Source organism: Leucobacter tenebrionis (genome assembly GCF_019884725.1).
Classification (GTDB): domain Bacteria; phylum Actinomycetota; class Actinomycetes; order Actinomycetales; family Microbacteriaceae; genus Leucobacter; species Leucobacter tenebrionis.
The window spans coordinates 2131495-2154310 of record NZ_CP082322.1 but is presented as its reverse complement, the minus strand read 5'-3'; the positions used below and the strand labels follow the sequence as shown (position 1 = coordinate 2154310).

22 protein-coding genes are annotated in these 22816 nt (G+C 69.1%); 11 read left to right on the top strand and 11 right to left on the bottom strand.

Annotated elements, in window-relative coordinates; all coding sequences use genetic code 11:
• Positions 1-155: 155 nt before the first annotated feature.
• Positions 156-1247, bottom strand: coding sequence for a histidinol-phosphate transaminase (gene hisC, locus KVY00_RS10020; protein ID WP_223042827.1), 1092 nt, complete (start codon positions 1245-1247; stop codon positions 156-158).
• 156 nt (positions 1248-1403) lie between these two features.
• Here hisC and KVY00_RS10015 point away from each other — a divergent pair, with 156 nt between their 5' ends.
• Positions 1404-1871: an Lrp/AsnC family transcriptional regulator gene (locus KVY00_RS10015; protein WP_223042826.1), complete on the top strand. Its 468-nt coding sequence runs from the start codon at positions 1404-1406 to the stop codon at positions 1869-1871.
• Between the two features lie 7 nt (positions 1872-1878).
• On the opposite strand, the gene KVY00_RS10010 is transcribed toward KVY00_RS10015, so the two are convergent.
• Positions 1879-2340 (bottom strand): Lrp/AsnC family transcriptional regulator, encoded by a 462-nt coding sequence (locus KVY00_RS10010; RefSeq protein ID WP_223042825.1) that lies wholly within the window; start codon positions 2338-2340, stop codon positions 1879-1881.
• Positions 2341-2546: 206 nt separating this feature from the next.
• On the opposite strand from KVY00_RS10010, the gene KVY00_RS10005 reads away from it, so the two are divergent.
• The 3 genes from KVY00_RS10005 to KVY00_RS09995 are packed head-to-tail and all read left to right on the top strand — an operon-like array spanning position 2547 to position 5231.
• Entirely contained in the window at positions 2547-3974 is a 1428-nt protein-coding gene (locus KVY00_RS10005) for a sodium:solute symporter family protein (RefSeq protein ID WP_223042824.1), read from the top strand.
• The gene (locus KVY00_RS10000) at positions 3967-4662 is read left to right on the top strand and encodes an SDR family NAD(P)-dependent oxidoreductase (protein ID WP_223042823.1); all 696 of its coding nucleotides are present in this window, start codon (positions 3967-3969) and stop codon (positions 4660-4662) included. The genes KVY00_RS10005 and KVY00_RS10000 overlap by 8 nt, the downstream gene beginning before the upstream one ends.
• A gap of 38 nt (positions 4663-4700) precedes the next feature.
• Entirely contained in the window at positions 4701-5231 is a 531-nt protein-coding gene (locus KVY00_RS09995; protein ID WP_223042822.1) for a YbhB/YbcL family Raf kinase inhibitor-like protein, read from the top strand.
• A gap of 242 nt (positions 5232-5473) precedes the next feature.
• On the opposite strand, the gene KVY00_RS09990 is transcribed toward KVY00_RS09995, so the two are convergent.
• From KVY00_RS09990 to KVY00_RS09975, 4 genes are all read right to left on the bottom strand, one after another.
• On the bottom strand, positions 5474-6310 hold the full coding sequence (locus KVY00_RS09990; protein WP_223042821.1) for a sugar phosphate isomerase/epimerase family protein: 837 nt from the start codon (positions 6308-6310) through the stop codon (positions 5474-5476).
• A 166-nt stretch (positions 6311-6476) separates the two neighbouring features.
• Positions 6477-7361 carry a carbohydrate ABC transporter permease gene (locus KVY00_RS09985; protein ID WP_255572588.1) on the bottom strand — a complete coding sequence of 295 codons (885 nt, stop codon included), beginning with the start codon at positions 7359-7361 and terminating at the stop codon, positions 6477-6479.
• Positions 7358-8245 (bottom strand): carbohydrate ABC transporter permease, encoded by an 888-nt coding sequence (locus KVY00_RS09980; RefSeq protein ID WP_223042820.1) that lies wholly within the window; start codon positions 8243-8245, stop codon positions 7358-7360. The genes KVY00_RS09985 and KVY00_RS09980 overlap by 4 nt, the downstream gene beginning before the upstream one ends.
• Before the next feature lie 81 nt (positions 8246-8326).
• A complete protein-coding gene (locus KVY00_RS09975) occupies positions 8327-9643 on the bottom strand; it encodes an ABC transporter substrate-binding protein (RefSeq protein ID WP_223042819.1) in 1317 nt (438 codons plus the stop codon).
• 343 nt (positions 9644-9986) lie between these two features.
• Between KVY00_RS09975 and KVY00_RS09970 the strand changes: the two genes are divergently transcribed.
• The 3 genes from KVY00_RS09970 (at position 9987) to KVY00_RS09960 (ending at position 13272) form a co-directional block, all read left to right on the top strand.
• The gene (locus KVY00_RS09970; RefSeq protein ID WP_223042818.1) at positions 9987-10988 is read left to right on the top strand and encodes an SIS domain-containing protein; all 1002 of its coding nucleotides are present in this window, start codon (positions 9987-9989) and stop codon (positions 10986-10988) included.
• A gap of 157 nt (positions 10989-11145) precedes the next feature.
• Entirely contained in the window at positions 11146-12093 is a 948-nt protein-coding gene (locus KVY00_RS09965; RefSeq protein WP_223042817.1) for a PfkB family carbohydrate kinase, read from the top strand.
• Positions 12094-12120: 27 nt separating this feature from the next.
• Positions 12121-13272, top strand: a complete 1152-nt coding sequence (locus KVY00_RS09960; RefSeq protein WP_223042816.1) for a LacI family DNA-binding transcriptional regulator — start codon at positions 12121-12123, stop codon at positions 13270-13272.
• A gap of 159 nt (positions 13273-13431) precedes the next feature.
• On the opposite strand, the gene KVY00_RS09955 is transcribed toward KVY00_RS09960, so the two are convergent.
• Complete coding sequence (locus tag KVY00_RS09955; protein WP_223042815.1) at positions 13432-14175, bottom strand: GntR family transcriptional regulator; 744 nt, start codon at positions 14173-14175, stop codon at positions 13432-13434.
• Between the two features lie 125 nt (positions 14176-14300).
• Between KVY00_RS09955 and KVY00_RS09950 the strand changes: the two genes are divergently transcribed.
• Both KVY00_RS09950 and KVY00_RS09945 read left to right on the top strand, forming a co-directional pair.
• On the top strand, positions 14301-15314 hold the full coding sequence (locus tag KVY00_RS09950; RefSeq protein WP_223042814.1) for an SIS domain-containing protein: 1014 nt from the start codon (positions 14301-14303) through the stop codon (positions 15312-15314).
• A gap of 35 nt (positions 15315-15349) precedes the next feature.
• The gene (locus KVY00_RS09945; protein WP_223042813.1) at positions 15350-16195 is read left to right on the top strand and encodes a PfkB family carbohydrate kinase; all 846 of its coding nucleotides are present in this window, start codon (positions 15350-15352) and stop codon (positions 16193-16195) included.
• Between the two features lie 38 nt (positions 16196-16233).
• Here KVY00_RS09945 and KVY00_RS09940 read toward each other — a convergent pair whose 3' ends face one another.
• Positions 16234-17343 (bottom strand): ABC transporter ATP-binding protein, encoded by a 1110-nt coding sequence (locus KVY00_RS09940; protein WP_223042812.1) that lies wholly within the window; start codon positions 17341-17343, stop codon positions 16234-16236.
• A gap of 152 nt (positions 17344-17495) precedes the next feature.
• Positions 17496-18053 (bottom strand): YbhB/YbcL family Raf kinase inhibitor-like protein, encoded by a 558-nt coding sequence (locus tag KVY00_RS09935; RefSeq protein ID WP_223042811.1) that lies wholly within the window; start codon positions 18051-18053, stop codon positions 17496-17498.
• A gap of 225 nt (positions 18054-18278) precedes the next feature.
• On the opposite strand from KVY00_RS09935, the gene KVY00_RS09930 reads away from it, so the two are divergent.
• On the top strand, positions 18279-19097 hold the full coding sequence (locus KVY00_RS09930) for a FadR/GntR family transcriptional regulator (protein WP_223042810.1): 819 nt from the start codon (positions 18279-18281) through the stop codon (positions 19095-19097).
• Here KVY00_RS09930 and KVY00_RS09925 read toward each other — a convergent pair.
• Positions 19070-19966: a MerR family transcriptional regulator gene (locus KVY00_RS09925; protein WP_223042809.1), complete on the bottom strand. Its 897-nt coding sequence runs from the start codon at positions 19964-19966 to the stop codon at positions 19070-19072. The genes KVY00_RS09930 and KVY00_RS09925 overlap by 28 nt on opposite strands.
• Before the next feature lie 259 nt (positions 19967-20225).
• Complete coding sequence (locus KVY00_RS09920) at positions 20226-21590, bottom strand: pyridoxal phosphate-dependent decarboxylase family protein (RefSeq protein WP_223045269.1); 1365 nt, start codon at positions 21588-21590, stop codon at positions 20226-20228.
• A 124-nt stretch (positions 21591-21714) separates the two neighbouring features.
• On the opposite strand from KVY00_RS09920, the gene KVY00_RS09915 reads away from it, so the two are divergent.
• The gene (locus KVY00_RS09915; RefSeq protein WP_223042808.1) at positions 21715-22644 is read left to right on the top strand and encodes a tRNA uridine(34) hydroxylase; all 930 of its coding nucleotides are present in this window, start codon (positions 21715-21717) and stop codon (positions 22642-22644) included.
• The last annotated feature ends 172 nt before the right edge of the window (positions 22645-22816 follow it).

The window sequence follows — 22816 nt, the reverse complement described above, 5'->3', positions numbered from 1 at the left end:
CGGGCGAAAGCTGACAACACGGTGCTGGAGCACAGCACCGTCGCTGTTGCATGTGATGCTAATTCAGCCGGAATCCGAACTACAAGCTGCCAACTCTTCTCTAGACAGATAGGACACTTCAGGCAGCAGGATCAGCGATCAGCTATACATATTGTCTAGTTCACGGGCGCGAGTGCGCCGAGCACGGCGTCATTCTCCTCGGGCAGGCCCACGGTCACGCGCACTCCCTCACCGGGGAAGCAGCGCACGGAGACGCCCTGCCGCTCGAGCGCCTCGGCGATCCGCATGCTCTCCTCCCCCGCTGGCAGCCACACGAAGTTCGCCTGCGACGGCACCGGCTCGAGCCCCGCGGCACGCAGCCCCTCGAACAGCCGCGCCCGCTCCCGCACCAGGTCGTCGATGCGCTCGTCGAGCTCGGCCTCGGCTGCGAGCGACAGCACGGCCGCCTCCTGCGCCAGGCGCGAGACCCCGAACGGCAGCGCGACCTTGCGCAGCGCCTCCGCGACCTCCGGGCGGGCGATGGCGTAGCCGATGCGCAGACCCGCGAGCCCGTAGGCCTTCGAGAACGTGTGCAGCACGGCCACATTCGGGTAGCGGCGGAAGAACTCGATGCCGCTGGGAGATTCGGGATCGCGGTCGAAGTGCACATACGCCTCGTCGATCACCACGAGCACCCGCTCGGGCACCGCCGCCATGAACGCCTCGAGCTCGGCCCGGCTGACCACCGTGCCCGTCGGGTTGTTCGGATTGCAGACGAAGACGACGCCCGTGCGCTCGGTGACCGCCGCCGCCATGGCGGGGAGGTCGTGCCGCGCGTCGGCGTCGAGCGGCACCTCCACCGGCACGGCCCCCGCCACCCGCGTGAGGATCGGATAGGCCTCGAACGACCGCCAGGCGAACACGACCTCGTCGCCCGGCCCGGCCAACGCGTGGATCAGCTGCGCGGCGACCTCGACCGAACCCGCACCGAGCACGATGTTGTCGGGCTCGACCTCGAAGCGCTCGGCCAGCGCCGACGTGACCTCGGGGGCCGCGATGCTCGGATAGCGGGCGAGCGATGCGGGGAGCGCCTCGGCGAGGCGTTCGGTCACCGATGTCAGCGGGGGGTAGGGGTTCTCGTTCGACGAGAGCTTGATGCTGCGGCCGCCCGGTCCGACGGGTGCGGGCTTGCCCGCCCGGTAGGCGGCGATGCGCTCGAGCCCGGGACGGAAACGGTGGTCGGTACTCGCCTGGTACTGGAAGGTCATCTTCGACGCTCTCTCTTCGTGGGGCAGTTGACCCGCGCCACTCTAGAGAGCCTTCCGGGAGCGGTCAAACGGCAGTGGATTTCATCGGCAGTATGCTCATTACGTATAGCGGGATCCCGAATCCGCTATACACATTGCCCACATCAAGGAGGATGCATGACCATCGACCAGCTCGACGCACGACTCATCACCCTCATCAGCGAGGAGGCGGGCATCTCGGTGGTCGAGTGCGCCCGCCGGCTCGGGGTCGCGCGAGCCACCGCGCAGGGTCGCCTCGACCGGCTGCGCCGCTCCGGCGTGATCTCCTCGATGGCGCCGCACATCGACCCCGCAGCCCTCGGGTACCCGATCCGCGCGTTCTGCTCGCTGCTCATCCATCAGTCGGTGGGGCACCAGAAGGTGGCCGAGGGGCTGGCGAGGATCCCCGAACTGCTCGATCTGCACACGGCCACGGGCGATACCGACATGACCACCTCGGTGGTCGCCCGCTCCACTCAGGATCTGCAGCGCGTGCTCGACCTCATCTCGCACACCCCCGGGGTCGCGCGGGTGTCTTCCCGACTCGCGCTCGGCACCCACTTCGAGGGGCGCACGCTGCCCCTCGTGCAGGCCGCGGTGGAGTAGGGGAGTTTCAGAGGTCGAGCAGGTCGAGCGCCTGCACCTTCCGGTGGCTCACCAGGCTCGAGAGGATCACCGAGCTCTTGGTGCGAGTCACGGCCGGGCACTCGGAGATGGCGAGCAGCACCTCCTGCAGGTGCTGCGTGCTGCGCGCGACGACGCGGCACTGCACGTCCGCGCTCCCGGTGGTGGCGAACGCCTCGATCACCTGGGGCATGCGAGCGAGATAGTCCCGGATCAGATCGATCTCGCCCTGCTGCACGTTGAGCTGCACCCAGGCCTGCACTTCGAACCCCATCGAGGCGAGGTCGAGCTGCGTCTCATGCCCGATGATGATCCCGCTGTCCCAGAGCCGATCGAGCCGGGCTTTGAAGGTCGTGCGCGAGACGCCGACGGCCTCGGCCATCTCCCCGAGCGTGGCGCGCGGATCGTCCCGGAGCGCACGGAGCACCCGCCGGTCCAGGTCGTCGATCACCTGACTCGCCTCACGTCCCACGATTGCTCCCAACTGCTTCGATCCGCACCCGGATCCCCTACACCGACATTCTAATGGCATAGCCGCCTCATGCTTTCCGAAATTTCAAACAGAAGCCGCTTATGCTTGCGTTTTGATAAGCAGATATGTAACTTGGTGTGCGTATTGAACGCAGAGAGGCGTTCGATGAACGTTTAGGAGACAGCATGAATCTCGGCATCACCCTGATGATCATCGCCTACCTGGTGGTGATGTTCCTCATCGCGGCCTGGCTTCGGAAGCGGGTCAAGGACGACACCGACTATCTGCTCGCCGGCCGCAAGATGGGCGCGGGCCTCATCGCGATCATGCTCCTCGCCACGAACTTCGGCGGCGCCTTCGTGCTCGGCACCAGCCAGGACGCCTACTCCGTGGGCTTCGCGGCCATATCGTTCGCCGTCGGCATCTTCGTCGGCCTCGTATTCCTCGCGCTCTTCGTGGCGAAGCGGGTTCGAGCAGGATCCTTCGTCACCGTTCCCGAGTTCCTCGAGCACCGATTCACGAGCCGCCCGGTCCGCCTGCTCGCCTCCGCCCTCTCGATCCTGGCGCTCACCGGCATCCTCGCCGGGCAGGTCGGAGCCGCCGCCTCGTCGCTCACCGCGCTCGGCCTCACCCACACCTGGGGTGCGATCGTGGGCATTGTGCTGATCATCGCCTTCACCGTCCTCTCGGGCATGTGGGGCGTCGCCATCACCGACGCGATCCAGTTCGTCGTCATCGTGGCGGGGCTCGTCATCGTGACGGTCATCGCCATCGGCTCGGCGGGCGGCTTCACGACGATCGCTGAGACCTTCGCGACCGCGGGTGTCGCGCAACCCTTCAACCCGCTGAACCAGGGCTGGTCGTTCTTCCTCGGAGCCGCGCTCCCCGTCGTCGTCCACAAGCTCGTCGGACAGGACGTGATGCAGCGGGTCTTCTCGGCGAAGTCGGTCCGGTCCGCGGCTGCGGGCGCCGGCATCGCGGGGGCGCTCACGGCGCTCTTCGCCGTCGTGCCGGCCCTCGCCGGCATGGCCGCGCGCGTGCTCTTCCCCGATCTCGATCCCACCGTCGGGGTGATGCCGGCCCTCATCAGCAACGTGCTGCCCGTGTGGGCAGCCGGCATCCTGGTCGCCGCGATCATCTCGGCCGTGGTCTCGACCGCCGACGCACTGCTCCTCGCGGCGGTCAGCAACATCTCCAACGACTTCCTGCTCCGTATCAAGAGCGTGCGCGACGACCCGAAGCGGCAGCTGCGCTGGTCCCGCATCCTCACCGTAGCGCTCGGCCTGCTCGCCCTCGGGTTCTCGCTGCTCGTGCCCGGCATCATCCAGGTGCTCACCATGGCCTTCACGATGTACGGCTCCGGCGTGTTCGTCTCTTTCATCTTCGGGCTCTTCACCCGCTTCGGAGGGCGCTGGGCCTCTCTCACCTCGATGGTCGGCGGCGCTCTGACCGGGCTCCTGGGCCTCACGGGCCTCGTGACCGTCCCCGGCCTGCCACCCATCGTGCTCGCTGTCGCCGTCTCCCTGGTGATCTACGCGATCGTCGCCGTCGCCGCCCGCGAGACCTCGACGCGCCGGGCCGTTCTCCCGGAGCAGGAGACCCAGCATGCCTGACGCACCGCAGACCGTCATCGTCACCGGCGCCGGATCGGGGATCGGCCTCGCGATCGCGGATCGCCTCGCCTCCGAGGGGGCCCGCGTGATCCGCCTGAGCCGCAGCGCAGCGCCGGGGGTGCTCCCGTTCGACGTCACCGATGAGACCGCCTGGGAGGGCCTCGCCCACGACGGGGTCACCGGTCTGGTGCACGCCGCGGGCATCCGCGAGCGCAGTCCGCTCGTCGACACCGACGTGGAATCGTTCCGGCGCGTGCTCGACACGAATGCCACCGGCACCTTCCTCGCGCTGCGCTGGGCCGCCCGCCGACCGCAGCAGCCGGGCGGCGAGCCCGCGCCGCTCTCGGTCGTGACCCTCTCCTCGGCCGTGGTCGAGCGCCTCCCCGAGCATCAGCTCGCCTACAACGCCTCCAAGGCCGCCATCAACGTGCTCACGCGCTCCGCCGCGCGCGAGCTGGCCTCGGCGGGCGTGCGCGTGAACGCAATCGCTCCGGGCTCGATCCTCACCCCCATGACGGAAGCCGGATGGGCCGACGACGCCCACGCGGCCCGCATGAGAACCGAGATCCCCGCCGGCCGCCCCGGCACGTCGGAGGAGATCGCCTCCGTCGCCTCGTTCCTGCTGAGCGACGCCAGTTCGTATATGACAGGCTCGGTAGTGACGGTCGACGGCGGGTGGGCGGCCTGAGAGCCGATCCCTCGCACACCACCACAGAAAGGAACACCGTGACATACGATCCCTATGCGGCACTCCCCGAAGTGCCCTCGTTCGCGCTCGACTCCACCAGCTTCGCCGATGGGGAGCACCTGCCTCTGCCCCAGGTGTCGGGCATGGTGGGCACGGGCGGCGGAGACGCCTCGCCCCAGCTGAGCTGGTCGGGGTTCCCCGAGGGCACCAAGAGCTTCGCACTGACCTGCTTCGATCCCGACGCCCCTACGGCCAGCGGCTTCTGGCACCTGGCCGCCTACAACATCCCGCTCTCCGTCACGGAGCTCCCAGAGGGCGCGATCACCGTCGATGATCGCTCCGGGCTCCCCGAGGCCGCGTCGCTGCTGCGCAACGACGGCGGCGTGCGCGGGTTCGTCGGCGCCGCCCCGCCTCCCGGGCACGGCGACCACCGCTACATGTTCGTCGTGCACGCCCTCGACGTCGAGAAGCTCGAACTCGATGACCTCGCGTCGCCCGCGTTCCTCGGATTCCAGATGTTCGGCCACACACTGGGCCGGGCCCGGCTCACGGGCACCTTCGGGCACTGATCCGACGAGCGCCTCGTCGATATGACGCGTGTGGCCCCTCCCCGCCGTGGGGAGGGGCCACACGCGTCATCTCGGCGGCGGGCTGGGCAGCCGAGCGGGCGGGCGCGCGGGCGGCGGGCGCCCGGGCGAGGAGCGCGGGCGCGGCGCGGGGCCGAGCGCGCGGGCGCGGGGCGCTGGGGCAAGGAGCGCGGGCGCGGCGAAGAGCGGCAGCGCCAGGCACCGGACGCGGCACCCGCGCGGCCTCAGGCCGGCAGCGCCCGCTCGACCGCTCCGAGCGAGCGCTCGAGCACCGGCCGGGGATCGAACGCGTAGGATCCGTCGCCGAACAGCTCGACCGTCATCCACCCCTCGTACCCGTGCCGCGCCAGCGCCGACAGGATCGTCTCGAGCGGCAGCTCCCCGTCGCCCCAGGCGAGGTGCCCAGCGGGGGCGCCGTCGATGAGGTGCACGTGGCGCACGCGCTCGCCGAGCAGCTCGAAGTAGCCGTCGACGTCGTCGCCCGCCACCGCCATGGCGACCGTGTCGAGCGCCACGCCGAGGTTCGGCGCACCGACCTCGTCGAGCGCGCGCGCCGCGTCGGCGGCCGCGTTGACGAGGTTCGACTCCACCCGCTGCAGCGGCTCGAGCAGGCACTCGAGGCCCAGCCGATCCGCGTACCCCGCGATCTCGCCCAGCGCGTCGATCGATCGCCGCCAGGCCACTTCCTCGGGCTCGCTCTCGAACCCGCGGCCCGGCGTGAGGAAGAGCTTCGGGGCCCCGAACTCCACCGCAAGCTCCGCAGCCCGCCGGAACATCGCGATGCTCTCGGCGCGCAGGCGACTGTCGGGCGAGGCGATGTTCACGGGGTACATCACCTGCTCGGGCGTGAAGCAGACGATCTCGAGGTCGCGCGCCGCGGCCTCCCTCCGCACCGCCCGCGCCTCGGCGTCGCTCAGCCACGGCACGTGGAGCTGCGGGGCGATCCCCCACAGCTCCACGCCCGTGCGGCCGAACTCGGCGAGGTCGTCGAAGCACTCGGCGAGCGGCCGGTGCTGGTAGGAGAAGTTGGATCCGCTGATCTGCGCGAGTGAGAGCGCCACGGTGGTTCCTTTCGAAGCGGTAGAGGAGGTCGGGGATCGGGATCCACGCCGAACCCGACTGTTTCAGCGGGACCGACTGTTTCAGAGCCCCTGGACCAGTCGGTCTCGCTGAAACAGTCGGTTTCGAGGCAGCGGGGCGGGGCAGGGCAGGGCGCGCCCGCCCCCCCTACTTGCCCACGCCGTCGGCGAGGCCCTTGACGAAGTACCGCTGGCAGGCCAGGAACAGCACGATCACGGGCACCGCCGCGATGACCATGCCGGCGAACACCACCGGATAGTCCGTGCCGTGCTTGCTCATCAGGCTCGTGAGGCCGACCGGCAGCGGCTGCACCCCGGTCCCGCTCGTGAAGACCATCGCGAAGAGGTACTCGTTCCACGCGAACAGCACGTGCAGCAGCACCGTGGAGACGAGGATCGGCCGGCACATGGGCAGGATGATCCGCCAGAACGTCGTCCACCGGCTCGCACCGTCGATCTGCGCGGCCTCGTCGACCTCGCTCGGCAGGTCGACCATGTACGAGCGGATGAGGAAGGTGGTGAAGGGGATCCTGAACGCGGTGTAGAGGATCATGAGCGCCCAGAACGTGTTGTAGAGCCCCATCGCCTGGAACATCTTCACCAGCGGCACGAGCGCGACGGTCGGGGCGAGCATGAGGCCGCCGAGGATGATCCCCGTCCACACGCCGTTGAAGGGGATGCGCACGCGGGTGAGACCGTACGCCGCCCACGCGCTCACGAACACAGTGGTGATGGTCGAGGTGATCGTAACCAGCACGCTCGTCATCAGGTAGTTGCTCACGCCCCGGTTCCACGCCTTGACGTAGTTCTCCCAGCTCCACTGCTGCGGCATGGCGAACGGGTTGCCGAACAGCTCGGTGTTCGTCTTGAAACCGTTGAACACCATCCAGAGCAGCGGGTAGAGCACGATCACGACGAGCCCGATGAGCAACGACCAGACGAGGATCCGCCCGATGATCCCCAAGAATCCCAGCTTGCCGATGCGCGACCGCCCGGGCGGCACCGCCAGCAGCACTGCGGTTTCAGTACTCATACCTCGACCCTCCGCTTCCTCGTGTACCACAGCTGCAGCAGGCCGATCGCGAGCGACAGCACGAAGATGACCACGGCGATCGCCGCCGCGTAGCCGAAGTCATTGCGCACGAAGCCGTTGCGGTACAGCCAGGTGCCGAGCACCTGCGTGGAGTTGTTGGGGCCTCCCGTGGTCATCACCATGACCTCGTTGAAGACCTGGAACGCACCCGAGATGGTCACGATCATCATCAGACCCGACATCTCGCGCACCAGCGGCACCGTGATGGTGAAGAAGCGCCGCACGCCGCCGATGCCGTCGAGCTGCGCCGCTTCGTAGAGCTCGGAGGGGATGCGCTGGATCGCCACCGTGAAGAGCAGCGCCGAGTACCCGAAGCCCTGCCACTGGCTCATCGCGATGATGCCCATCATCGCCGTGCTCTCCTGACCGAGCCAGGGCTGCGCGAGGGCGTGCAGGCCGATGGAGTCGAGGAAGCTGTTGAGCATGCCGATGTTCGGCTCGTAGATGAAGTAGAACAGCAGGCCGGAAACGGTGATCGAGATGGCCGACGGGATGAAGTAGATGGTGCGCAGCGCGTTGCGGGTGCGCCTGCTGCGCACGCTCTCGACGAGGGCCGCGATCACGAGCGCCGCACCGACCTGGAACACGATCGACACGAGCGCGTAGAGCAGGTTGTTGCCGAGCGATCGCCAGAAGACCGGATCGTCGAGCAGGCGCTCGAAGTTCTTCGCGCCGACGAACTCGTTCGTGCCCGAGTAGATATCCCACTCGGAGGCGGCGAAGCCGAAGTTCTGGATCAGCGGAACGTAGACGAATCCGATCAGGATCAGGATCGCCGGGGCGAGCCAGAGGAGACCCCTGGCGCTGGTGAGGCGTGAGTGCATGTTGCTTCCCTCGGTACTGCGTCGACGTGCGCTGCGGGGCCGTGGCGCGGACTTCGCGTTCCGGCCCCGCAGCGCGACGGGTCAGCGGGCCATCTCGTTCGCCTTCTGGACGCTCTCGAGGATCTGCTCGGGCGAGGAGTCGCCGCTGATCAGCGCCTCGCCGCCCGCGAGCCAGGCGTCGGCTACCTCGGGAACCGTCACGGTGTCGAGCCAGACCACGATCTGGGACGCCTCGTTGACCTGAGTGATGCCGTCGTAGACGGCGGCGCTCGAGGTCTCCTCGGTGACGGCGTCGATCACGGTGCTCGGCTGGCCGTAGGGCGGCGAGGAGAGCGTCTTCGCGTTCTCGGGATTCGTGACGAACTTCATGAAGTCCACGGCGAGCGCGGCGCGGGGCGACTTGTTGTTGATGAGGTATCCCTCGGGCGAGCCCTCGATCGCGTCGGGATCGCCCTTCGCCCCCTCGGGCACCGGCAGCTTGAAGATGCCGAAGTTCTCGGGCGTGAGGGTGTCGCCCGAGGTGAGCTGGTCGAACTCGAGGATCTCCTGGTAGTACATCGCCGCGCGGCCGCCGGCGAGCGCCTCCTGCGCGGTCGTGTAGAGCACGCCGTTGGTGCCCTTGCCGGAGTCGGTGCACTCGGTCACGAGCTGCTCGAACTCCTCGAGCGACTTCACGTACCCCGGGTCGTCCCACTTGGCGGTCTCGGGATCGAAGTCGGCGTTGAGGGTGTCGCTCGGCACGTTGTAGGCGAACAGCTGCTGCAGGTAGTGCAGGCCCGGCCAGCCGTCCTTGTTGCCGAAGGCGATGGGCTCGTAACCGGCGTCGCGCAGCGGGCCGCAGCTGTCGATGAGCCCCTCGAAGGTTGTGGGCACCTCGATGCCGGCCGCGGCGAAGGCGTCTTTGTTGTAGCCCATGAACTTGCCGTTGTTGTAGAGCGGGATGCCGTAATACTTGCCGTCGTACTTGAATGCGTCGAGCGAGGCTTCGCCGAAGGTATCGCCCCACTCGGTGCCCGGCGCGATGACTTCGCTGAGGTCGGCGGCCAGACCTCCGTCGACGAAGTTCTGAGCCCAGGTGCCGGTCCAGGTGAAGTAGATGTCGGGGAGCGCACCCGACGCCGTCAGAGTCTTCGTCTTATCCTTGACCGACTGGTCCGTCTCTTGGATCAGTTCGAATTCGACGTCGGGGTGCTCTTCCTGATAGGCCGCAGCGAGGTCCTCGAAGTAGGGGCCGAGCGGTTCACCGGCGAACTTCGTGAGAATGCTGAGCTTGCCGGAGAACTCGGGTTCCGCGGTCACGTCGGCCTCCGCGCCGCCGTTGCCCCCGCCTGCGCACGCGCTCAGCATGAGTGCGGCTCCGACCGCCATTACCGCCAGAGTGGTCTTCTTCCGTTGCATGTGTATGCCCCTCCTCGTTGAGAGCGCCGCTTCAGCCCGGCCGGGCGACCGGTCGTGGAATACGGCGTCGAGCGGGCGGCCCGGTATCGCGGATCTGATACCGGTACCACCGACTTGCATTGAATTGTCACCCATGCGGGCGCGCTGCGCAAGCGGCAATCTGGAATATCACCCCTCGGTTGACCGAAATGGCCGCTTTTTACCGCACATCATTGCTGTCACGGCCTCGCCGATCCGCCCCTCCCGCCGGAGAGGTGTTGACGCGCACCGCGGGCTATGCCACGATGTTCGAACCTGATACCGGTACCAGATCGGGCAGGGTCTCGGCACGAAAGGATCAACGATGCTCGGTTTCAACGAAGCCCAGATTCGCGAACAACTCTCCAGCGCAGTCGCACTGCGCCCGCAAATCGAGCAGCTGGTCGACCAGTTGCTCGAGCGCGGAATCGACAATGTGCTGCTCGTGGGCTCGGGCGGCACCTACGCGCAGGCGTGGCCCTACGAGTATCTCGCCAGGCGCTTCTCGAAGCTCCCCATTCGCGCGGTCATCTCGCGCGAGCTCATCGAGTCGGGCGACGCCTGGCTCGGCGAGAACACGCTCGCCGTGTTCATGTCCGTCTCGGGCACCACCGAGGACGTGCTGCTCGCCATCGACTACGTGAAGTCGCAGGGCGCCACCACCGTCTCCTTCACCGGCGTACCCGAGTCGCCCATCGCGCAGAAGGTCGACCACACCCTCAGTTCGGCTCCCAAGACGTGGCCCTTCGACCCGCAGCTGCTGCTGCTCGTCGGCCGCATCATGAACGTGCGCGGCGAGTTCCCGGGATACGAGTCGCTCGCGGACGAGCTGACGGCTCTGCCCGACGCCGTGATCGACGCGGCGAAGGCCGCGGAGGAGCAGGCCTCCGCCTTCGCGGAGGCGCACAAGGACACCGACTACCACTTCCTCATCGGCGGCGGCCCGCTCTGGGGCTTCACCTACCTCTACTCGATGTGCATCCTCGAAGAGATGCAGTGGTTGCGCACCACCCGCGTCAACTCCGCCGAATTCTTCCACGGCTCGCTCGAGCTGCTCGAGGAGGATACGTCGGTCATCATCTTCCAGGGCGAAGACGAGACCCGCCCCCTCACCGACCGCGCCGAGGCCTTCGCGAAGCGCATCTCGAAGGACGTGAACGTGTTCGATACGCGCAACTACGAGCTCAAGGGCTTCAGCCCCGAGAACCGGGCGCTCATCGCCCCGATCGTGCTCGACGCCGTCATGGGGCGCGTGAGCAAGCACCTCGAGCGGGTGCGCGACCACTCCCTCGATCTGCGTCGCTACTACCGTGTGATGGACTACTGATCCGACTGACCGGCGCGCCGGATTGCGGGCCCCGGCGCCGTGCGCGCACGAGGCCCGCAGGCGCCGCCGGAACACCGAGCGGGGCGGATCGGCCGATCCGCCCCTTCCCGTCGGCTCCGGCGAGCCGCTCGTCGATCCACAATGAAGAGGTGACTCCGTGAAGATTCTCGGCCTGGGCGACAACATCATCGACCGCTTCGTCGATCGCGGTATCGACTACCCGGGCGGCAACGCGGTGAACGTCGCCGTCTACGCCCGTCGGCTGGGCGCGGAATCCGGCTACCTGGGGGTCTTCGGAGACGACGAGGAGGGCGAGTTCCTGCGCAGCTCGATCGCTGAGGAGGGGGTGGATCTCCACCGCTCCCTCGTTCGCGGGGGCGAGTCGGGCATCTCGCGGTTGCACGTGGTCGACGGCGACCGCACGTTCCTGGGCTGGAACGGCGGCGGCGTCACCGTGCGCGAGCCCATCGACCTCGCCGACGGCCGATTGGAGTACGCCGCAGAGTTCGACCTCGTGCACACGAGCGTCTACTCCGGCATCCTCCCCGAGCTGCCCCGCCTGGCGCGGCTGGGCCCGCTCGTCAGCTTCGACTTCTCCTCCGAGCCCGAGTACCGCACCGAGGAGTACTTCGCCCGGGTCGCCCCCCACATCGACCTCGCGCTGATCTCATGCTCCGAGCAGGGCGAGACCGAGACCCGCGCGATCCTCGACTCCCTCGTCGCCCACGGCGCTTCGCTCGCCCTCGCGACGCGTGGCACCGACGGGGCGATCGTGACCGACGGAACGCGAGTCGTCACGGGCAGCGCCTTACTCCTCGAGGATCCGGCGACCATGGTGGACACCATGGGCTGCGGCGACGCGTTCCTGGCGGGATTCGTCGTGCACCTGCTCGACGCCGGCTGGTCGAGGGATCGCCGACCCACCTCTGAGGAACTGCGCCTCGCGCTCCGCGCCGGAGCCGAGGCGTCCCGGGATCAATGCCTGGTCGAGGCCGCGTTCGACCACGGCCGGAAGACACCCGTCGCCTCGGCCGCGCACGAGGCTGCGGCCGCACCCGATACCGCGGAGGGGGCGGGCCGCACGCCCACCGGCGCGACCTCCTAGACTGGATACTCCACCGAGGAGGAAGCATTGGGCAAAGCGCGATCGTCCTCCCCCACGATCTCCGAGGTCGCGGCAGCCGCAGGCGTCGGCCGCGCAACCGCAGCGAGAACACTCGGGGGGTACGGCTACGTCAGCACCGAGGCGCGTCTCCGCGTGCTCGCCGCCGCCGAGGGACTGGGCTACCGGGCCAATCAGCTGGCCCGCAGCGTCTCCACCGGCATCAGCCACACCCTCGGGGTGGTCGTGGCCGATATCTCCAACCCGTTCTTCGGCGGGGTGGTGCGCGGCGTCTCGGAGGTCGCGAGCGCCCGGGGCTTCGACGCGCTCGTCATCAGCACCTACGAGCATCTCGAGGACGAGATCGCGGCGGTCAACGTGCTGGTCGACAAGCGGGTCGACGGCATCATCCTCTCCTCCGCCGCCTGCGACGCCGCTTCGACCGCGCATCTGCAGTTGGCGCGCGACCAGGGCATCCCGCTCGTACTGCTCGACCGGTTGATCCCGGGAGTCGAGCTCGACGCCGTGGTCATCGACAACCGCGCGGCAGCACGCGCCGCCACCGAGCAGCTGGTCGCGGCCGGGCATACGCGCATCGGCTTCGTCTGGGGCCCGCCCATGGTCGAGCGCCCCAGGTTCCGTCGCGACCTGGTGGACGCGGCCGCGCGCAATCTCTGGAGCGACGGCGAGCGCCTCATGGGCTATCTCGACGCCCTCGATGACTCAGGGCTGCCCCTCGACCCGGAGTTGGTCTCGGTGGGCGAGAAGACCGAGTCGCACGCGTACGACGAGGTCACCCGCATGCTCGCGCTCGACACCCCGCCCACCGCGTTCTTCTGCACCGAGACCGACGCGCTCACGGGCACGCTGCACGCCCTGCGCGACGGCGGGGTGCCCATCCCGTCGCGGGCGTCGGTGATCGGCTTCGACGACAGCTCGTGGGCGGCGGTCATGGAGCCCCCGCTCACGATGGTCGAGCAGCCCATGCTCGAGCTCGGGCGGCGGGCCGCGGAGCTGCTGCTGAGACGCATCGACGGCGAGGACGCCGACCCAGAGGGCAGCGGGAGCAACGAGAGCAGCGGGAGCAACGAGAGCAGCGGGAGCAGCAGGCACGGCGAATACACGCAGCTCGAACTGCCAGCGCGCCTGGTCGAACGGGCGTCGGTAGCGGCCCCGCACTGAGCTCGCCTGCCCCGCCCCGTTGAAACTCCGGCGATTCGCACGAGACCGGCGAACATCAGCCTCTAACGCCCGCCCTCCCGCGAATCACCGGAACTACGACGAACCGGCTCGTCAAACGTGCTCACTGAGCGCGGACCCTGATCGAGCAGTCCGCTCACGCTACCGCTGACGCAGCACGCTGAAGGAGATCTCGTCGCCGCGATGGTAGTCGCGGGCGTAGAGCACCCGGCGACCCTCCTTCGTGAGCCCGACCTCGGTCACCAGCAACCACGGACCCAGACCCTGGAGCCGATGCCGCTCGGCCCACTCCTCGGGCAGCGAGGTCGCGGAGATGGTCGCGAGCGAGGAGCGCACGTGATGACCGTGCGCGGCGAGCGCGGCGGTGAGCGATCCGCCCCAGTCGCGGTGCTCGAGGGGGCCGGGGAGCAGGTCGCGGGGAACGGTGTTCTCGCTCACCACGAGGGGGCGGTCATCACCGAAGCGGATCCTGAGGAGGCGGATCACGGGATCCCCCTCCTCCGCCTCCAGTGCTGCCGCCTCGGCTGCGCTGGCCGAGCCCTCCGCCACGTCGAGCACCGCACTGGTCACCGCGTACCCGCGCGCGGTCAGCATCTCGGTGATGCTCTCGTACTTGCTCATGGGGCGCTCGGGGCTCAGCGAGGCCACCGCCGAGATGAAGCGGCCCTGCCCCTGCACCGCGAGGAGAACCCCCTCCTGCTCGAGCCTCCGCAGCGCTTCCCGCACCGTCGAGCGGGAGACGCCGAAGAGGTCCGACAACTCCGCCTCGGTGTGCAGCCGGTCGCCGGCGCGCAGGCCGAGCTGCTGGATGAGCTGCAGCACACGTTCGTACACGCGATCCACCGCGCTGCCGGATCCGCCCATCGCGTCCGCGCCACTCTTCATCAAGCCCCCTCCAGGACGGTCTTCGAAAGCCCACGCCTCATCGGCGACCATAGCAGCTTCCCCGAATGACCAGACAACTGTTATTGTTGTCGGACAACATAATCCAATGACGGACAGGAGCAACGATGCTGAATTTCGACCCCGCCCACTACCTCTCCGTGCAGCAGGGCGCCACCGCCCTCGCGGCGCCGATCCGCGAGGCTATCGGCGAACTGCTGAGCGACGACGCGAAGAACGTCTTCTTCATGGGCGCGGGCGGCGTGAACTTCCTGATGCTGCCCGCTGCCCGCCTGCTGCAGACCCGTTCGACCTTCCCCGTGCACATCGAGATGAGCGCCGAGATCGTGAACACCGGAAGTGCGCACCTCGGCCCCGGGTCGATCGCCGTCTTCCCGTCCGTGTCGGGCACCACCAAGGAGGCGATCGCCGCGATCGAGTTCGCGAAGCAGCAGGGCGCCACGATCCTCAGCCTCACCGCCAAGGCCGACACCCCCATCGCCCGGCTCGCCGACGTCAACTTCGCGAACGACTGCGCCGATCCCACCTCGAGCGAGAACTTCTACCTCCAGTCGCTGCTGCTCGCCCTCGCCATCATGGACGTGCGCGGCGAGATCGACGACTACGACGAGGTGGTGGCGCAGCTGCAGACGCTGCCCGAGCTGCTCGTCGCAGCCAAGCAGCAGTTCGAACCGCGCGCCGAGGCCCTCGCCGACGAGATCAAGGACGAGCAGCACCACATCATGACCTCGGCGGGCGGATCGTGGTACGAGGCCGCCTACTACGGCATGTGCATTCTCGAGGAGATGCAGTGGATCTGGACGCGCCCCGTGCACGCCTCGGACTTCTTCCACGGCACCCTCGAGCTGCTCGAGGAGGACACGAGCGTCTTCCTGTTCAAGGGCGAGGACGAGCAGCGGCCGCTGACCGAGCGCGTCGAGCGCTTCGCGACCACCGTCACCCGCAAGCTGCGCGTGCTCGACGCCGCGGAGTTCGAGCTCGCCGGCCTCACGCCCCACGTGCGCGCCCTCGTGTCGCCGATCGTGTTCGCGGCGGTGCTCGAGCGCCTCAGCTCGCACCTCGAGCGGGCGCGCGACCACGACCTCACCACGCGCCGTTACTACAAGAAGGGCGACTTCTAGACTGGGCTGGTGGATCCCGAACCTCGGAGCGCCCCATGAGCACCTCCTCTCCCCTCATCGCGATCGGCGACAACTGCCTCGACGTGTACGTCGAGCAGGGCCGCGTCACCGTGGGCGGCAGCGCGCTCAACGTCGCCGCCCAGTGGCGGGCGGCGGGCCGCGGCGCCCGCTATCTCGGCGCCGTCGGCACCGATGCCGCCGCGGAGATCGTGCGGGGAGCCGCGGCCGAAGCCGGGCTGCGCCCCGAGGAGATCACGACGCTGCCCGGGCGCACCGGAGTCACGCTGATCCGGTTGCGGGATCGGGATCGCGAGTTCTTGCACGAGGATCTCGGAGTGGGCCCCTCCTGGGATCCGCCCGACCTCGTGGCGGCGACGGCGGGATCGGCCTGGTGCCACGTGACCGGGACCGCGCCGCAGGCGGCGATCCCGCAGCGGCTCGTCGAGGCCGGGCGTCGCGTGAGCGTCGACCTGCTGGGCCGACCGAACGGAGACCAGGGTTCGCTCGCCGGCGTCGAGATCGCGTTCACCTCGTGCGACGGCGATGCGGCCGAGGCCCGCGCGACTGCTACCGCACTCGTCGCGGCGGGCGCTGCCATCGGCGTCGTGATGCGCGGCGCCGACGGCAGCCTCGCGCTGCACGCCGGCGAGTTCTTCGACACCCGGGCCGAGCGCATCACGCCGGTCGACACCTGCGGAGCGGGCGACAGCTTCATCGCGGCATTCGTCGCGGCGCACCTCAAGGGCGCCGGGATCGCCGACGCCCTCGGAGCGGCCACGCGATCCGCGACCCAAACCTGCCTGCACCTCGGCGGGTTCCCGCAGCGGGCCCGTCCGATCCCGGGCTGGCTCGCCGAGCAGTACGCGCAGCACCTCGGTTGACCCGCCCGGGCCCGCAGAGCCCGGGCCCGGGCCCGGCGCTACGCTGCCAGGCGGCGGGCGCTCAGCGTGCCGATACGCCGACCGCTCTCGAACTCGAAGAGGTGCACACGATCGGGGTGGGGCGCGATCGTGATCAGGTCGCCCGGCTCCGCGTGATCCCGACCGTCCACGCGCACGACCAGCGTCACGCTCTCGCCGGCGATCTCCGCCTCGCCGAAAAGGTACCCGTCGGCCCCGAGCTCCTCGATCAGCGCGGTCTTCACCGCGATGCCCGGCTCGTCCGGTCCGCCCACGATGAGATCCTCCGGCCGCACCCCCACGGTCACCCGGCCGCCGCCGATCGCCGCTCGCACGTCGTCGGCCACCGGCAGCACGGAGGTGCCGAGCACGAGGCCCTGCTCGTTCAGCTCCGCGGTGAACAGGTTCATGGCCGGGCTGCCGATGAACCCCGCCACGAAGGTGTTCACGGGGTGGTCGAGCAGCTCGCGCGGCGAGCCCACCTGCTGCAGCACGCCGAGCTTCATGACGGCGATGCGATCCCCCATCGTGAGCGCCTCGGTCTGATCGTGCGTCACGTAGACGGTGGTGACGCCGAGCCTGCGCTGCAGCGTGGCGATGCGGGATCGCGTCTGCACACGCAGCTTCGCATCGAGGTTCGACAGCGGCTCGTCCATGAGGAACACCTTCGGTGCACGCACGATCGCGCGCCCCATCGCCACGCGCTGCCGCTGGCCGCCAGAGAGCGCCTTGGGCTTGCGGTCGAGGTACTCGGTCAGGTCGAGCTGCTCGGCGACCTCCTCGACCCGCTTGCGCCGCTCCTCCTTCGAGACACCCGCGATCTTCAGCGCGAAGCCCATGTTCTCGGCGACCGACATGTGCGGATAGAGGGCGTAGTTCTGGAAGACCATCGCGATGTCGCGGTCTTTCGGAGAGACCTCCGTCACGTCCTGCTCATCGATGAGGATCCGCCCCTCGGTCACCTCCTCGAGGCCCGCGAGCATGCGCAGCGCGGTCGACTTGCCGCAGCCGGAGGGACCGACGAGGACCAGGAACTCACCGTCCTCGATGTCCAGATTCAGATTCGTGACCGCGGGGCGCTCGGTGCCCGGGTACTGCAGGGTCACGTCGTCGTACACGACTCTCGCCATTGAGTTTTCCTCTCGTTTCACCGGCAGGTACGTGCCGGACGATCCGTTGTGAAATCGAAGCAGTCGGCGTCGCAGCCGACTGTGCCAGTGTTGCAGATGAACCCCGACTTGCCAAGCGGAACGGGAGCGTTTCAGAGCCCCTGGCGCGCGGCCTACGCGGCCTGGCCGTACTCCCCGGTGGCCACGATGATCGCCCTGGCGACGACGGCATTGCGCATCATGAAGCCCATCACCGCCGGCGTGGCCTGCGGGTCGACATCGATGTGATCGACGTCGAGCGCGTGCACCACGAACCAGTAGTGGTGCACTCCGGTGCCCTCGGGCGGAGCGGCGCCCGTGAACGCGGGCTCCCGCTTCTCGTTGGGCATCGTGAGCGCGCCCTCGGGCAGCAGAGCACTGCCGAGCGAGCCGGCTCCCGCCGGCAGCTCGGTCACGGTCGCCGGGATATTGGCGACCGCCCAGTGCCAGAACCCCGAGCCGGTCGGAGCGTCGGGATCGAAGCAGGTCACCGCGAAGCTCTTCGTCTCGGCCGGGAACCCCGACCAGCTGAGTTGCGGCGACCGGTTCGATCCTCCCGCCTGCTCCGCGTACAGCTCGGCGGGCAGCGGCTCACCGTCCTGGATGTCGGAGCTCACCAGCGTGAAGCCCGGCACCTCGCGCATCCCCGCGTACGGATCGATCATGCCTCGACTCGGATTCTTCTGCGTCATCGCTTCAGCCTTCCTGGGTAGTGCCCGGGCGCCCGCCGCGGCGCTCACCCGGCTTCTCAGCTCAGCCTAGAGCGGCAGGGGCCGCAGCGCACGCTGCAGTACGTCATCCTGCGTCTGCGCCCAGGATGACGTACTGCGAGACGGCTGCGCAGCCCCGGCTCCGCTCCGCGGACGCCGATATACTTGGCGGAACCCCGGATCCACAGCAGCGAAGCGAGGCGAAGCATGGCAAGCACCACAGGTTCTGAACGAGCCCGTGCGACCCTCGCCTACCTGCGCCGCAAGATCACCACGGGCGAATGGCCGGTCGGCAGCCGGATCCCGATCGAACCCGAGCTCTCCGAGCAGACGGGGGTCGGCCGCTCGACCGTGCGCGAGGCCGTGCGCTCGCTTGCCAGCATGGGCATGCTCGAGACACTGCCCGGCCGGGGCACCTTCGTGCGCTCGTCCACGCCGACCAGCACCCTGCTCAACGAGTTCCTCAACGACTTCACGCTCGAGGAAATTCTCAGCTACCGACGCGCGCTCGAGATCGAGGCCGCGCAGCAGGCCGCACTGCACCGCACGGACGAGGATCTCGCCGCGCTCGAGCAGGCCGCCGCCGAGGAGGTGGGCTGCACCCGCTGCCCCGTGCTCGGCCTGGCCGACGGCTCGGAGAACTCGGCGTTCGACAGCAAGTTCCACCGCCTCGTCTTCGACTCCGCCAAGAACCGGCTGCTGGCCTCGCTCTACGCCGGTATCAACGACCAGCTGCGCACCCCCGAGCACCGCGGGCGACTCGCGAACGTGGCCACCGGCGCCGAGATGGAGCGCGACCACGCCCGCGTGCTCGACGCGATCCGCCGCCGCGACTTCATCGACACCGTGCACGCCATGGTCGATCACGTCGACCACGACGTGGTGATCGTCAACGACCAGCACGAGGTCGTGCCCCCGCTCGTGCGCACCCCCGAGCAGCAGCAGCGCATCCGAGAGGCCCGCGCCGCCGAGGACGCGCGTGTGGAAGACGGCGAGCGCTATGCAGAGAGCTCGCGCGCCACGTAGATCCGCAGCGCGTCGCGCACGAAGCCTGCGCCCTCGACGCCGCCGTAGTTCGCGGCGAAGCGCTCGTCGGCGACGTACATCTCGGCAAGGCCGAGCACGTACCCCGCAAGGGTGGCGGCCTGCTCTCCGCCCGTCGCCGAGGTGCGCGCGGGCTGCTCCGCGGATCCCGCATCGCGCTCGCTCCACGCCGGCGTTCCCGGAATCCCCCGCAGCCACTCGACGTGGCGGCGGGCGAGATCCTGCGCTTCTGCGGATTCGGGATCCGAGCCGCTCCGAGCGGCGGCCGCCCAGTCGCGCCCCAGCTGCTCCGAGCGTGCGCGCCACTCCCGCTGACCGGTCTCGCCGAGGCCGCGCCACCAGGCATCGCTCCGCGCGTACGCGTCGGCGCCCCAGCGCTGCTCCACCTCCTCGCGGTACTGCGTGTGGTCGAAACCGTCGAACATGTTCTCGGACATGAGGTCCTCCTCTTCTCGTTCGCCCCCAGAAGGCGCCGCGCTCGGATCACCCGCGCGACGAAGCGCCGCGATGGTGCGCTCGACCGAGCCGATCTGCGCCTCGATCCGGCTCCGCTCGCTTCTCAGCAGCTCGAGGTGCGTGTCGAGGATGCGCGCCTCGGCGACAGCGGGGTGCTCCCCGCCCCTCGCCTGGGCGTCCTGCGCCGCGAGCACCTCGCCGATGGCGTCCAGCCCGAGACCGAGCCCGCGCAGCAGCAGCACTCGCTGCAGCCGCACGAGCGCGCGGTCGTCGTAGTACCGGTAGCCGTTGCCGCCGATGCGGCTCGGCCTCACGAGCCCGATGCTGTCGTAGTGACGCAGGGTGCGCGAGGTCGTGCCCGCTGCTCGGGCGATCTGCTGGATCGAGTACTCCATGCTCCGCCTCCGGGGTGTCGGCCGGGACTCTCCCGGCTCGAAACTCACGCTAGAGGTTGACGTTACGTCAAGGTCAAACAACTTGGGAAAAGAATGCCCGGGCTTCGATGAGGAGATCGTGATCCAGGCGGGCGGATCGGCGCGGATCGGCCCGCTCCAATCAGGATCTCCTCCCTGAAGCGCGCCGGAGGGGCCCGGGCCCGAGAAGGAGGAGAAGCCCGCGAAACCCGCGAAGCCCGAGGAGCTCGCGAAGCCCGCGCTACTCCATCGTGTCGAGGATCCCCGCCAGCTGCTCGAAGGTGGTGAGCGGGTTCACGATCGCGAAGCGGGTGTTGGGGCGACCGGCGTGCGAGCTCGGCACGACGAAGGCCCGCTGCTCCTCGAGCAGCCGATCCGACCAGCGGTCGTAGTCGGCGCGCTCCCAGCCGTCGCGCTCGAACACCACGACCGACAGCTGCGGCTGGCGCACCAGGCGCAGACCCGGGCGCCGTTCGATCTCGTCAGCGATCTGCCTGGCGAGCGCTATCGAGTGGGTCACGGCCTCCCGATAGGCGGCGACGCCGTAGGTCGCGAGCGAGAACCAGAGCGGCAGCCCGCGGGGCCGCCGGGTGAGCTGGATGGAGTAGTCGGAAGGGTCGTATGCCGCCCGCTCCGTGAGCACGTCGAGATACTCGGCGTGCTGCGTGTGCGCCTGGCGACCGAGTTCGGGATCGCGGTAGATGAGCGCGCAGACGTCGTAGGGGGCGAACAGCCACTTGTGCGGATCGACGATCACCGAGTCGGCGCGCTCCACGCCGGCGAAGTGCGGGCGCCCCAGCGGGGAGAGCATCGCGGTGAGCCCGTAGGCGCCGTCGACGTGCAGCCAGAAGTCGAAATCGTCCTTGAGCGCGGCGATCCCCGCGATGTCGTCGACCACGCCGAAGTTCGTCGATCCGCCCGTCGCCACGACCGCGAAGACCCGCTCGCCGTGCTGTTCGAGCGCCTCGCGCACGGCTTCTGCTCGCAGCACCCCGTGCTCGTCGGCGAGCACCGGGATCACGTCGACATCCATGACGCGCGCCGCCGACTTGATCGAGGAGTGCGCCTCGGCGCCGCAGACCACGGCCCAGCCGCCGTCGGGACGTGGCGACGCCCCCGCGGCCTCGCGCACCGAACGAGCATGATCGCGCGCGGCCACGAGCGCTGAGAGGTTGCCGATCGTGCCGCCCTGCACGAACACCCCGCCCGCTCCCTCGGGCAGTCCGAACTCGGAGGCGAGCCAGCCGAGCACCTCGTTCTCGGCGTAGACGGCGCCCGAGCCCTCCATCCACGAACCTCCATAGAGCGCGCTCGCCGAGACGACGAGGTCGAACGCGATCGCGGCCTTCGAGGGCGCAGAGGGAATGAACGAGAGGTACTGCGGATGGTCGGTCGTAATGCATGCCGGAGCGAGAATGTGCTCGAACACCGAGAGTGCGCGGCGGCTGCCGAGCCCCTCCTCGCTGATCGTCGGCCCCGCCAGCCGGCGGAGTTCCCGCGCCGAGGAGGCGTGGTCGAGCGGGGTATCCGTCGCCAATATACGGCGACGGGAATAATCGAGCACGAGGTCGACGATGCCGCGGGTCTCGTCTGAGACGGAGTGCATGCGCGCGTGATCGGTCGTCGTGGCATCGGGGAGACTTCCCGGGGTGCGGGAGAGCGGAGTCTGTGCGGCGGCGTCTGACATGGTCTCATCATAAAGGCGGACCCGCGGCCTCTAACATGGATGGGTGAGCGAGCCCAAGATCCTGCTGTACTACGTCTTCGCGCCGGTGGCCGATCCCGACGCCGTTCGACTGTGGCAGCGCGAACTCTGCGAGTCGCTGGGGCTGCGGGGCCGGATCATCATCTCGAAGCACGGCATCAACGGCACCGTGGGTGGCGAGCTCGACGCGTGCAAGCGCTACCTCCGTCGCACCCGCGAGTACGGGCCGTTCGCCGGTCTCGAGGCCAAGTGGAGCGACGGAACCGGCTTCGTGCCCGAGCGCCCCGAGGCGCTCCACGGTGTCGATCGCGCGGCCCCGTGGCGTCGCATCGCCGATTTTCCGAAACTGAGCGTGAAGGTGCGCGACGAGCTGGTGGCGTTCGGGATCCCCGACGAGTTGCGCGTCGACGAGCACGGCGTGGTGGGCGGCGGCACGCACCTCTCGCCGGAGGCCGTGAACGAACTGGTGGCCGAGCGGGGCGACGACGTCGTCTTCTTCGACGGACGCAACGCCTGGGAGGCCCAGATCGGCCGCTTCAAGGGCGCGATCGTGCCCGAGGTCGATACGACCCACGACTTCATCGCGCAGATCGAGAGCGGCGCCTACGACGACATCAAGGACCGGCCGGTCGTGACCTACTGCACCGGAGGCATCCGCTGCGAGATCCTCTCGGCCGCGATGCGGGAGCGCGGTTTCGAGGAGGTCTACCAGGTCGACGGCGGCATCGTGCGCTACGGCGAAGCCTTCGGCAACGACGGCCTCTGGGAGGGGTCGCTCGCCGTGTTCGACGGGCGCGAGTCGCTGGATTTCGCTCCCGGCGCCGCCGTGCTCGGCCGCTGCACCGTCTGCGAGGCCCCGACGAACCGCCTGGCGAACTGCGCGGATCCGAGCTGCCGCGCTCGCTTCGCGGCGTGCGCGACGCATCCCGACGCCGCCTGCGCCGAGCACGCCTGACCCGCGCGTTTCAGCGCTCGGCCGCGCTCGGTCGCCCGCGTTACACACGCTCGCGCCCCGCCGCGCTCCACGCCCGCGTTTCACACGCTCGCACCGCCCTCTTCCGCCGCAGCGCGCCGCACACGGTTGCCGCAGCGAGCAGCGAGCAGCGAGCGACGAGCGACAAGCGACG

Bases quoted from the DNA above. Each gene is read 5' to 3' on its own strand.
- KVY00_RS09980 (WP_223042820.1), bottom strand. From the start codon at position 8,245: ATGCACTCACGCCTCACCAGCGCCAGGGGTCTCCTCTGGCTCGCCCCG.
- KVY00_RS10015 (WP_223042826.1), top strand. From the start codon at position 1,404: ATGACCATCGACCAGCTCGACGCACGACTCATCACCCTCATCAGCGAG.
- KVY00_RS09975 (WP_223042819.1), bottom strand. From the start codon at position 9,643: ATGCAACGGAAGAAGACCACTCTGGCGGTAATGGCGGTCGGAGCCGCA.
- KVY00_RS09950 (WP_223042814.1), top strand. From the start codon at position 14,301: ATGCTGAATTTCGACCCCGCCCACTACCTCTCCGTGCAGCAGGGCGCC.
- KVY00_RS09970 (WP_223042818.1), top strand. From the start codon at position 9,987: ATGCTCGGTTTCAACGAAGCCCAGATTCGCGAACAACTCTCCAGCGCA.
- KVY00_RS09925 (WP_223042809.1), bottom strand. From the start codon at position 19,966: ATGGAGTACTCGATCCAGCAGATCGCCCGAGCAGCGGGCACGACCTCG.
- KVY00_RS09945 (WP_223042813.1), top strand. From the start codon at position 15,350: ATGAGCACCTCCTCTCCCCTCATCGCGATCGGCGACAACTGCCTCGAC.
- KVY00_RS10005 (WP_223042824.1), top strand. From the start codon at position 2,547: ATGAATCTCGGCATCACCCTGATGATCATCGCCTACCTGGTGGTGATG.
- KVY00_RS09930 (WP_223042810.1), top strand. From the start codon at position 18,279: ATGGCAAGCACCACAGGTTCTGAACGAGCCCGTGCGACCCTCGCCTAC.
- KVY00_RS09935 (WP_223042811.1), bottom strand. From the start codon at position 18,053: ATGACGCAGAAGAATCCGAGTCGAGGCATGATCGATCCGTACGCGGGG.
- KVY00_RS09940 (WP_223042812.1), bottom strand. From the start codon at position 17,343: ATGGCGAGAGTCGTGTACGACGACGTGACCCTGCAGTACCCGGGCACC.
- KVY00_RS09955 (WP_223042815.1), bottom strand. From the start codon at position 14,175: ATGAAGAGTGGCGCGGACGCGATGGGCGGATCCGGCAGCGCGGTGGAT.
- KVY00_RS10000 (WP_223042823.1), top strand. From the start codon at position 3,967: ATGCCTGACGCACCGCAGACCGTCATCGTCACCGGCGCCGGATCGGGG.
- KVY00_RS09920 (WP_223045269.1), bottom strand. From the start codon at position 21,590: ATGCACTCCGTCTCAGACGAGACCCGCGGCATCGTCGACCTCGTGCTC.
- KVY00_RS09985 (WP_255572588.1), bottom strand. From the start codon at position 7,361: ATGAGTACTGAAACCGCAGTGCTGCTGGCGGTGCCGCCCGGGCGGTCG.
- hisC (WP_223042827.1), bottom strand. From the start codon at position 1,247: ATGACCTTCCAGTACCAGGCGAGTACCGACCACCGTTTCCGTCCCGGG.